General features: G+C 40.2%; 10 protein-coding genes. All 10 read left to right on the top strand.

Annotated elements, in window-relative coordinates; translation table 11 throughout:
* Positions 1-174: 174 nt before the first annotated feature.
* The 10 genes from KJS58_RS11875 (at position 175) to KJS58_RS11920 (ending at position 9879) form a co-directional block, all read left to right on the top strand.
* Positions 175-654: a hypothetical protein gene (locus KJS58_RS11875; protein ID WP_213532706.1), complete on the top strand. Its 480-nt coding sequence runs from the start codon at positions 175-177 to the stop codon at positions 652-654.
* A 443-nt stretch (positions 655-1097) separates the two neighbouring features.
* Positions 1098-2528 (top strand): glycosyl hydrolase, encoded by a 1431-nt coding sequence (locus KJS58_RS11880; RefSeq protein WP_213532707.1) that lies wholly within the window; start codon positions 1098-1100, stop codon positions 2526-2528.
* Between the two features lie 153 nt (positions 2529-2681).
* Positions 2682-4832: an alpha-galactosidase gene (locus tag KJS58_RS11885; protein ID WP_213532708.1), complete on the top strand. Its 2151-nt coding sequence runs from the start codon at positions 2682-2684 to the stop codon at positions 4830-4832.
* A 4-nt stretch (positions 4833-4836) separates the two neighbouring features.
* A complete protein-coding gene (locus tag KJS58_RS11890; RefSeq protein WP_213532709.1) occupies positions 4837-5976 on the top strand; it encodes a glycoside hydrolase family 26 protein in 1140 nt (379 codons plus the stop codon).
* 143 nt (positions 5977-6119) lie between these two features.
* Positions 6120-6638: a DEAD/DEAH box helicase family protein gene (locus KJS58_RS11895; protein ID WP_213532710.1), complete on the top strand. Its 519-nt coding sequence runs from the start codon at positions 6120-6122 to the stop codon at positions 6636-6638.
* Positions 6639-6849: 211 nt separating this feature from the next.
* A complete protein-coding gene (locus KJS58_RS11900) occupies positions 6850-7377 on the top strand; it encodes a GNAT family N-acetyltransferase (RefSeq protein WP_213532711.1) in 528 nt (175 codons plus the stop codon).
* Positions 7378-7492: 115 nt separating this feature from the next.
* Positions 7493-7987, top strand: coding sequence for a GNAT family N-acetyltransferase (locus KJS58_RS11905; RefSeq protein ID WP_213532741.1), 495 nt, complete (start codon positions 7493-7495; stop codon positions 7985-7987).
* A 114-nt stretch (positions 7988-8101) separates the two neighbouring features.
* Positions 8102-8857 carry a class I SAM-dependent methyltransferase gene (locus tag KJS58_RS11910; RefSeq protein ID WP_213532712.1) on the top strand — a complete coding sequence of 252 codons (756 nt, stop codon included), beginning with the start codon at positions 8102-8104 and terminating at the stop codon, positions 8855-8857.
* A 97-nt stretch (positions 8858-8954) separates the two neighbouring features.
* Positions 8955-9347: a hypothetical protein gene (locus tag KJS58_RS11915; RefSeq protein WP_213532713.1), complete on the top strand. Its 393-nt coding sequence runs from the start codon at positions 8955-8957 to the stop codon at positions 9345-9347.
* A gap of 148 nt (positions 9348-9495) precedes the next feature.
* Positions 9496-9879, top strand: coding sequence for a GNAT family N-acetyltransferase (locus KJS58_RS11920; RefSeq protein WP_306433084.1), 384 nt, complete (start codon positions 9496-9498; stop codon positions 9877-9879).
* Positions 9880-10479: the final 600 nt, after the last annotated feature.

Consider the following 10479-nt stretch of genomic DNA (forward strand, 5'->3'; position numbering starts at 1 on the left):
AGCAGAGGATTGGAATAGATAATGGAATGGTCCTTCTGTTCATCATCAAACAGTTTTCCAAGTATCGGAGACGGGGCGAAGCACTATTATAAATGATTAAATCAAATTTCCTAACTATTAATAGAAGGGATTTTCGTTATATTACCGAAATAACTTGGTAGTAAAACGAAAGGAATGAAAGAAAATATGTATGAACAGCTGCTCCTTTCACTTGATTTACCACAAAGAACCATTATTTTAAGTCTTCAGCCCGGACCTTACGAGGAAATACGAAAGGGTCAAAAGAAGATAGAATTTCGCCGAAGATTCATAAATGAACCTGTAGGAGCTTTTATTTATGTCTCGTCGCCTATCAAACAAATTAAAGCTTATATCGAGTTTGGTAAGCCGGAGCACGAGGAAATATCTACTTTGGTATCTATATCAGAAAAAATGAATCCAGGGACCGGAGAGAGCTTGCAGGAGTACTTTAAGGGACTAAATTCAGGGTATGCCATTCCGATTCTTTCCTTTACCGAATTCGCGCCTCTATCATTAGAGTTACTAAAGGGAGGTTATCAATTCACGCCGCCTCAATCGTATATGAATTTGTCTGCCAATCCGCTTTTAGAAAAGGCTTTGTTCCAAAAGATAAAGGAACAGAAATTGAAATAGAAGGACTGAAGATGAAAAGTCTTCGGTCCTTCTTATTTTTTTTGTTATTGTTTTGTTATTCTGTTATTATCCATATTTGCAATTATACTGTTCGAGATCAGAAATGTTAATTTGTTGAATTATTTTCGAAAAAAGGTATGAAATCGGTAAGCAATGCTTTATAATCAGTATCAATAAGGTATTTTATATATGTAGCTTTAAAGAAATGTAGAATAACAATATACAATGAATATATTAAATGTTATTTTATATAAATAACAAAATATTAATGGGTTTGGTATAGTTGTTTGATTTATTTGTTGGACTACCAACTGTGACTGTGAGTGTTGAAATCAGATCTATACATAGAAAGTTGTGAGAGGAGGTGCTGCCTAATTTGAAAGCGCTTCACGGTTGTGCTTGAAGATAATCTGATTCATCCAATCGTACTCAGGAGGGAATGTATGAAACGAAAACCTTTAGTGATCTTTCTAGTGTTGTCCATGATGGCTGTATTGATGCCGGCTAACGAATCTAAACTTACAGCAGCCCCTATTGTTTATGAGGCAGAAGAAGCGGTTCTATCTGGTGTTGAAGTTTTAACTGAAGTGGAGGGATATTCCGGCACTGGATATGTGGGTGGTTTCGATCTAGCGGAAGATATACTAACATTTGAAGTTTCTGTTCCAGAAACAGCTCTATATAACCTTGAGATCGGATATTCTTCACCTTATGGCGATAAGTACACTTCACTCATGATTAATAATAAATCTCAAGGCGAAGTGGCACTAAGACAAAACTCAGAATTCACACAAACCCAGGCTGGTAAAATCCTTCTGCAAGAAGGTACGAACCAAATTAGCTTTCTAACGAATTGGGGATGGTATTTTATCGATTACATTCGGTTAGAACAAGCTTCTAGTCCACCGCCACATAACATTAATAAAGAGCTTGTTAATTCGAAAGCTTCCAAAGAAGCGAAGGCACTTTATAACTACTTGAAATCTGAATATGGCAATCATATCTTATCTGGGCAGCAGACTCTGGCAGATGCGAATTGGATTGAAGAGAATATCGGTAAGAAACCGGCGGTATTGGGACTTGACCTAATGGATTATTCACCTTCACGTGTAGAAAGAGGGACGACTTCATCTGATGTTGAGCATGCCATTCAGTGGGATCAGGAAGGCGGAATTGTTACTTTTGCCTGGCACTGGAACGCACCTAAAGATCTGATTGATGAACCGGGAAAAGAATGGTGGAGAGGTTTCTATACAGATGCCACTACTTTTGATCTCGAAAATGCTTTAGCTAACAAAAACTCAGAAGATTATAAGCTTTTGATTCGGGATATGGATGTCATTGCAGAGGAACTCAAACGACTGGAGAAAGCGAAAGTACCTGTCCTTTGGAGACCTCTGCATGAAGCAGAAGGCGGCTGGTTCTGGTGGGGAGCTAAAGGTCCTGAGCCTGCTAAAGAACTGTACCGTATCATGTATGACCGTTTTACCAATGTACACAAATTGAACAATCTCATCTGGGTGTGGAACTCAGAAAATCCAGAATGGTATCCTGGCGATGAATATGTCGATATTGTAAGTGTGGATAGTTACCCGGCTGCAGGCGATTATGGTCCGGTCAGCAACCGGTATGAGAATCTAAAAACCCTTGTTAATGATCGAAAGCTGGTTGCACTGACGGAGAATGGACCTATTCCAGATCCGGATTTACTGCAGATTTACCGGGCAGACTGGAGCTGGTTTGTCACGTGGAACGGGAACTTTATCAATGATGGTTTACAGAATGAACGGGAGCATCTTGTGAAGGTATATGAGAGTCCTTATGTGATTACGATGGATGAGCTTCCGGATTGGAAAAAGAAATTCAAGAAATAACCGAATTTTAAGAAGCAAGCAAGTCGTTGGCTTAAAGACTAGGTGAATTTTTTTTAGGTAAAAGAAGTCTGATGCTAAGGGACATAGCATTCTGCTTTCCCTTAGCAGTATTCATATTCATACTAATATGGGATTTGAGAGGAGCAAGAAAAAATGCCGATTTACATAGAGAAAGAAACATTACGATTCCATCTACAAGGAAAAACAACAAGTTATCTAATGCAAGTAGTCGATGGTTATCTGGTTCATTTATATTGGGGAAAGAAAATAAGACATGAACAGGATTTAAGTCATGTACCAGGCGTGCCGAATCACCAAAATCTTGACCTCATTACACAAGAATATCCGCAGTACGGCAGCGGTGATTTTAGGGAACCTGCTTATCAGGTTCAATTAACAGATGGAACACGCATTACAGAACTTGTCTACTCTTCGTATGAGATTACAGAAGGGAAACCTGCACTTGTTGGTCTTCCTGCTGTATATACCGAATCTAATGAAGAGGCTCAGACACTTACGATTGAACTTAAGGATGTTTACACGGGATTGTCTGTTTTTGTGAGTTACAGCGTTTTTCATCATATGGATTCCATTATTCGATCCGTTCGATATGAACATAAAGGAAAAGACAAACTGCGCCTGCTTCGTGCACTCAGCATGAGTGTGGATATGAATGTATCGGATTATGAGTTTGTCTATTTAAGCGGGGCATGGGCTAGAGAAGCAAACATTGTTAAACGGCCTCTTGGACCAGGGAGTACACGAATTGAGAGCAAACGTGGAATGAGCAGCCATCAGCTCAATCCTTTCATGGCACTTGCGAGCAAAGGAACGAATGAAGCTGCGGGAGAAGTGTATGGTTTTAGTCTGGTTTACAGCGGTAATTTCATCGGATCAGCGGAAGTAGACCCTCATCGAAAAGTAAGAATTCAAATGGGAATTAATCCGTTTGATTTTGATTGGGTACTTTCACCAGGTGAGTCCTTCCAGACCCCGGAAGTAGTCATGGTTTATTCTTCTGAAGGATTTGGCGGAATGTCAAGAACGTACCATAAGCTTTACCGAACTAGACTTGCGAGAGGCGAGTATCGTGATAAAGAACGTCCGATTCTCGTGAATAACTGGGAAGCAACTTATTTTAACTTTACTGCTGACAAGATTGAAGATATTGCGAAGGTGGGGGCGGATCTCGGCATTGAACTCTTTGTTCTAGACGACGGTTGGTTCGGCAAACGAAATGATGATACCACCTCACTAGGAGATTGGACGGTAGACCGAAACAAACTGCCAAATGGTCTAACAGACTTAGCTGAGAAGATCAATCAGAAAGGGCTTCAGTTTGGACTATGGGTGGAGCCGGAGATGGTATCGCCAGACAGTGATTTATATCGAAGCCATCCGGACTGGTGTCTCCATGTAGAAGGTAGAAGGAGAACATTAGCGAGAACACAGCTTGTACTCGATCTGTCCCGAACAGAGGTGAGAGAATATCTTTATCAGGCATTAAGCGATATTTTTGAAAGTGTACCGATCTCGTATATCAAATGGGATATGAACCGTGGTCTATCTGAAATCGCATCAGCAGCAGCATCTCCAGAACATCAGGGTGAAATTGCTCATAGGTATGTACTCGGTTTGTATGATCTGCTAGCAAAACTGACGACGAAGTTTCCGCACATTCTTTTTGAAAGCTGCGCAAGTGGTGGAGGTAGATTTGATCCGGGGATGCTCTACTATATGCCGCAAACATGGACAAGTGATAATACGGATGCGGTAGAAAGATTAAAAATCCAGTATGGGACAAGCCTTGTATACCCTGCAAGTGCGATCGGTGCGCACGTCTCGGCTGTACCGAATCATCAGTTAGGAAGGTCTACATCACTCTCGATGAGAGGCAATGTAGCGATGTCCGGTAATTTTGGGTATGAACTGGATTTGACCAAGTTTTCGGAAGAGGAGAAAGAAGAAGTTCGAGATCAGGTTGCAGAGTACAAAAGGTTCCGCAGTCTAGTTCAGCAGGGTGATCAATTCCGACTGCTTAGCCCATTTGAAGGCAATGAAGCTTCCTGGATGTTTGTCTCCGCTGATCAAAGTGAAGCGATATTGTTTTATTTTAAAGTACTAGCAGAGCCTTATGCGCTTCCTAACATTATCAAACTGCAAGGACTTGACCCCGATGGCTCCTATGATATCGAAGGTGCAGGCACATATGGTGGAGATCTTCTGATGAATGTTGGATTAACGATCCCCGCTCCTTACGGTGATTTTGGAAGTCATGTGTTCTATATGAGGAAGGGGGAGTAATCTAATGCTGAATGATGTACAACCTCACAATAGTATAAAGTATGTGGATGGACAAGTAACAGAAGAAGCGAAATCTTTGTTTACTTTTTTAAGGAATATATCGGGAGAGTATATGCTCTTTGGTCACCAAAACGATACAACAGAAAGAGTAGTGCCGAGTGCGATCGGAGATTCAGATACGTTTAACTCAGTAGGTGCTTATCCAGCGGTATTTGGAGTTAGTATGACAAGTGATACCAAGGGGCTTACAAGTTTAATTCAAGATCTGCATAAAAAAGGCGGGATGATAACTCTCGAGGATCATATGCCGAACTTTACTACCGGGAACAGTTTTTATGATGTCACCCCTTGTGTACCTTATATACTCCCAGGCGGAAAAGATCATGCTGCTTTTTTGCAGCGGCTCGATCAGACGGCACTGGCAGTGAAGGAGGCAGTTGATACAGACGGGACACCTATTCCTATCATTTATCGACCTTTTCATGAAAATTCAGGTTCTTGGTTTTGGTGGGGTGCTTCCTCAGCGACAAAGGAACAGTTTATTCAGTTATGGCATTTCACCGTTCATTATTTAAGAGATATCTGCGGGGTGCATCAATTTTTATATGCTTATTCTCCTAATGGTCACTTTGCGAGTACAGAGGAGTATCTCGATCGTTATCCTGGAGATGATTATGTAGATATCTTGGGGTTTGACGTATACGATGACAAACCTACTTATGATAGTGATTGGATGAAGAAAACAGTGAAAGATGCTGAGATCGTCGTTAGCCTTGCGGCAGCGAAATCCAAAGTAGCGGCCATTACCGAAGTAGGTATGCGCTGGAATGCGGAAGATGGGCTCAAATTAGACGGCAATACAGTGCCTGACTGGTTCACTTTGCTCCATGATCATCTTATCGCAAGTGAGAAAGCAAAATACGTTGCGTATCTGATGACTTGGAGGAATGATAACCCGGGGATCGGAAATCCGCCTGCACATTTTTGGGTTCCGTATCGTAACCATCCTGAATATGGTGATCATGAGATGTTAACGAATTTTATTCGATTTTATGAGCGAGAAAACGTTATATTTGCGGACCGATTAAATCGTCTGAAAGATAAAGCAATGCACAAAAGTAGGATAAATATCACAAAATCATAGAAAAAAAGAGGGGGAATTTGTCATTTTTGTGATCTTCTTATTTAAATCCTTTGCATGATATGGTAATCTTTTAAAAAGGCGGCTTCTATGCCTTAGAACTCTTACGAAAGCGATATCATTTCTAAAGTAGAGGAGATGTAACGATGCCGAAAACTCCGTTATTTATCGTGACAGGTGCAAGTTGTGTTGGTAAAACGTCTGTTATCCCTTATGTGCGTAGTCAGCTTTCAGAATTTGATGTGTTTGATATGGATTTAGAGGGATCACTAACCCCTGAGCATGCGATCGACCACTGGTTGAAAGTTGCTCATCAGATCTCATTAAGTGATCGGGGAACCGTTCTATTTGGAACCATCACCCCCGAAGCCGTGCAAAAAAGTGAGATCAAAAATCGATTCAGCCATATCTACTATATAAATCTGCATTGTGATGATGAAGTACGTGCAAAACGTTTACGAGAGAAAGGGGCAGAAGAGGGACATATCCAAAAGCATGCTATTCTTGCGAACTGGTTTATCCAAAATGCCGATTCTGCTTTTACTCCGCCTATTTCAACAATCGATACTTCACAGCACTCTCCAGAACAGTGTGCGAAATACATCCGAAAATGGATGCTTAAATATTGGAGTTCTCGCTATCCTTTGGAAATACGTGCTAACTAGTCAAGAAGATCAATCTCAAACGATAGCTTATAGCTATCGTTTGTTTCATTCCGCGAATGTAAAGGCAATTATTACATCTTCTATAGCCTCGCAGGAGAAAAAGGAATATAATGAATTATTATTAACAATTTATGAATCGTGAATCTTTTACTATCATCTTCCTTGTTCTCAACCATGTTAGTGCTTAAATTCCATAAATGTGAGGTTGATTATGTCCATGATCATTGAAAGACTGGATTCAGAAGAAACGGCTCTAAGTTGGAAGAAAGCGTTTGAACAACATAAAATTGTGCGTCCAGACTCTTTTTATGAACAGTGTTTGCATGAAAATAGAATTGGACTTCGGGTTACTTTGCTCGTCTATTTGGACGGAGGGAAGCTTGCGGGGTGTGCGCATTTGAAATTTGAATCCGATTACCTCTATTTTAAGTCACAAGGAATTCCTGAAATTAATGATGTTAATATTTTCCCGGAATTTCGCCGAAGAGGGATTGGAAACCAGTTGATTGAAGAATTTGAAAGCATTGCCGCTTACAATGCATATGATAGTATCGGAATCGGAATGGGATTACATAAGGAATTTGGTGCGGCACAGCGTATTTACTGTAAAAGAGGATATGTTCCTGACGGAAATGGAGTCATGTATGAACACCGGGAAGTTTCCGAAGGGGAAACGGTCCAAGTGAACGACGATTTGCTTCTGTATTTTGTGAAAGAGCTTGGTGTTCCGGGAACATAACTATTCGGTCAGATGCCATGCCGATGTACATAGTGATAAAGTAAGGAGCGGACCGTAGGTTAATAGAATCACGGTCTTTTTTTGGATTGAGAAAGAAAAGGAGGAGATCCCCATGCTGATTCGAATGATTACTCCACTGGATGCAGAACCATTCTTACGTTTGAACAAACAATTAGATGAAGAAACCAAGTTTATGTTGTATGAACCCGGGGAGAGAAAAGCGACAGTTGAATCGCAGAAAAAAGCAATTTGTTCATTACTGGATAGTGGTCACTCTACGATCTTTGTTGCTGAACAGGATGGAACACTCGCTGGGCAGATCATGGTCATTGGTTCATCACTAGCAAGAAAGAAGCATACGGCTTATATAGTAATTGGAATTAAACAGGAATTTACGGGTCAGGGACTCGGCAGTAAACTTTTCTCTGCTATGGAGGGATGGTGTAGGGAGAAAGGTGTGCATCGTTTAGAGCTTACCGTGATGAAACATAACATAGCTGCATTACGTTTGTATGAGAAGACTGGATTTAGAATAGAAGGTTCAAAGATGCACTCGCTCGTTATGGACGGCGAATACATAGATGAATATTGTATGGCAAAATATCTGTAACAAGGCGGTACCGGAATGAGTTCCTGTACCGTCTTTTTTAATTCAAAAATTTGCCAATAACAACGGGTTGAAGCTATGATATGTGTATTAAACAGAGGGAGCGTGAACTATTAGATGGATTCGAAAGAAAGATTCTCAGAACGTGTAGATACCTATGTGAAGTATCGTCCTAGTTATCCGGTAGAGGCGGTGGATTACCTATATGATACAGTCGGGATAAGTCAGAAAAGTATCGTAGCTGATATTGGCGCTGGTACCGGAATTATGTCCGAATTATTGCTTGCTAGAGGCAGCAAGGTTATTGCTGTAGAACCTAACGCAGACATGCGTCAAAAGGCTGAAAAACGTCTTTCTAATAATCCAAACTTTCGGATCCAGCCTTGTCCAGCTGAAGAAACCGGACTCGATGATCAATCCGTTGATACTATCATTTGTGCACAATCATTCCATTGGTTTGATAAACAGGCCGCAAAACTTGAATTTCAGCGCATTTTAAAGCCAAAAGGCAGAGCAGTACTCATATGGAATTCTAGGCTAACGGAAGGAAGCGAATTTCTAACTGGTTATGAACAGCTCTTGCATGAATACGGTACAGACTACAAAGAGGTAAAACATACGAATATAACAACCGATCAGTTTGATTCATTTTTTAAGGAAGGAACACTGCAGCTGAAAGAATTTGCTAATAGACAAATTTTTGATTTTGACGGGCTAAAAGGCAGACTCCTCTCCTCTTCATATAGTCCAGTCCCGGGACATCCCAAACATGAACCAATGCTCCAAGAACTGCAGTCTTTATTTGATCGAACTCAGAAGAATAACCAAGTTTATTTTGATTATAAGACTCAGGTGTTTTGGGGAGAGGTATAAGTCATTATTTTTCTTTATAATAGATTAATTTTAATGAAGACAAGGGGAAAATGCCCTATTTGAAATAGAAAGGAATAAGAAGAGATTGTACAGGACAATGAAGTCAAACCTTTTTTATGTAGCTGCGGGAATATACATTGGTATCGCAATTGTATCTTTTATTCCTTGGGTGCAGATCGGTACAAAGATCACTGCATATAGCAGTATCCTCGCCTTATTTATTACAATCTATGACTCTTCTAAGGTAGGTTACCAAATAGCTAGAACAGAAGGAAACCCGAAAAATCAAAAGTATCATTATATTTTTATGTTATCGATGAAGATATTGATGATCATCTCACCATTTGCCCTGCTGTATTGGATTAACTATGAAGACGATGAAGCAGTGATATCGAAAATAAGTAATTATGTAACTTTTGCTGCTATTGGCGTTGTGTTTTTTACGAGAGGTATGGAATTAAAAAAACAACCAAAACACGAGCTCAAGTAAATCTAGTTGCCAATACTTGAAGGGGGAAGTGAAAAAAATAGAGTGGGAGGAATGCCTGCAGTTCATTGCTTTTATCCTGCTGCAGGTTCCCAATTTCTAAGATTTGCGGTCTTTATAATTTTTTAAAATAAAGGAGGCGTTAGATGATATGAATTCAGCTAGTGAAGATTCATCTGTCGTCATTCGTAAATTAAGGCCAGAAGATGCAGTACTTCTCGAAAAGTGGTTATCAGATCAAGAAGTACTTCAATATTATGAAGGCCGAGACCGTCCTCATGATGCTGAACTTGTTCAGCGTCATTTTTATGAGAATAAGGATGAGGTTTACGCTTATATTATTCAGTATGAGAAAGTAGATATTGGATATATCCAGTATTATGAAATAAAATCCGAAGAAGCAGAAGAGGTTGGATTATCGATACATCCGGTGGAACTTGTCTATGGAATGGATCAATTCATTGGTGAAGTATCATTCTGGAATCGGGGAATAGGTACGAAATTACTGCAATTCATGATTCGTTTATCTGACTAGCGAATGTGGAGTTGACCGCATAATAATGGACCCGCAAGCGTGGAATCAAAGGGCAATACATGTGTATGAAAAAGCAGGCTTTCGGAAAGTGAAATTGTTACGGAATCATGAATGGCATGAAGGAACATACAGAGATTGTTGGCTTATGGAGTTTTCTGTGCAGAAGCAGCTCAATATATAACATTGAAGTTATGGATCGATATTGAGTTTCGAATCTTTATTATACAGAATTATATTACCGGATGGATCGCACTCAACTTAGTAGAGCACCTGGTTTGGGACCAGGGAGTCGCATGTCACATCATACATAAACCGAGCCGATCACATTTCAAGTCAATGCTGAAGATATCCTGAGTGTTAGCATTTCTGGAGACGGTCATGATAAAGTGTCCGGTGAAATTCAAGAGAAAGAATATGACGGATTGTAATATGAAGTGCGACACCTCACTCAAAAAATAAAAATGGCCCATGGCCTGATTCGTGTAGAATTAAGTTACCACACCAAATTCACACAGGAGAATCAGTCCATGAGCTATTCACATCTTAGCATAATTGAACGCAGTAAACTAGAAGCACTCTCTCAGATAGGATTGTCTGCTC

This window comes from Paenibacillus sp. J45TS6 (genome assembly GCF_018403285.1).
In the GTDB taxonomy this organism is placed as follows: Bacteria; Bacillota; Bacilli; order Paenibacillales; family Paenibacillaceae; genus Paenibacillus.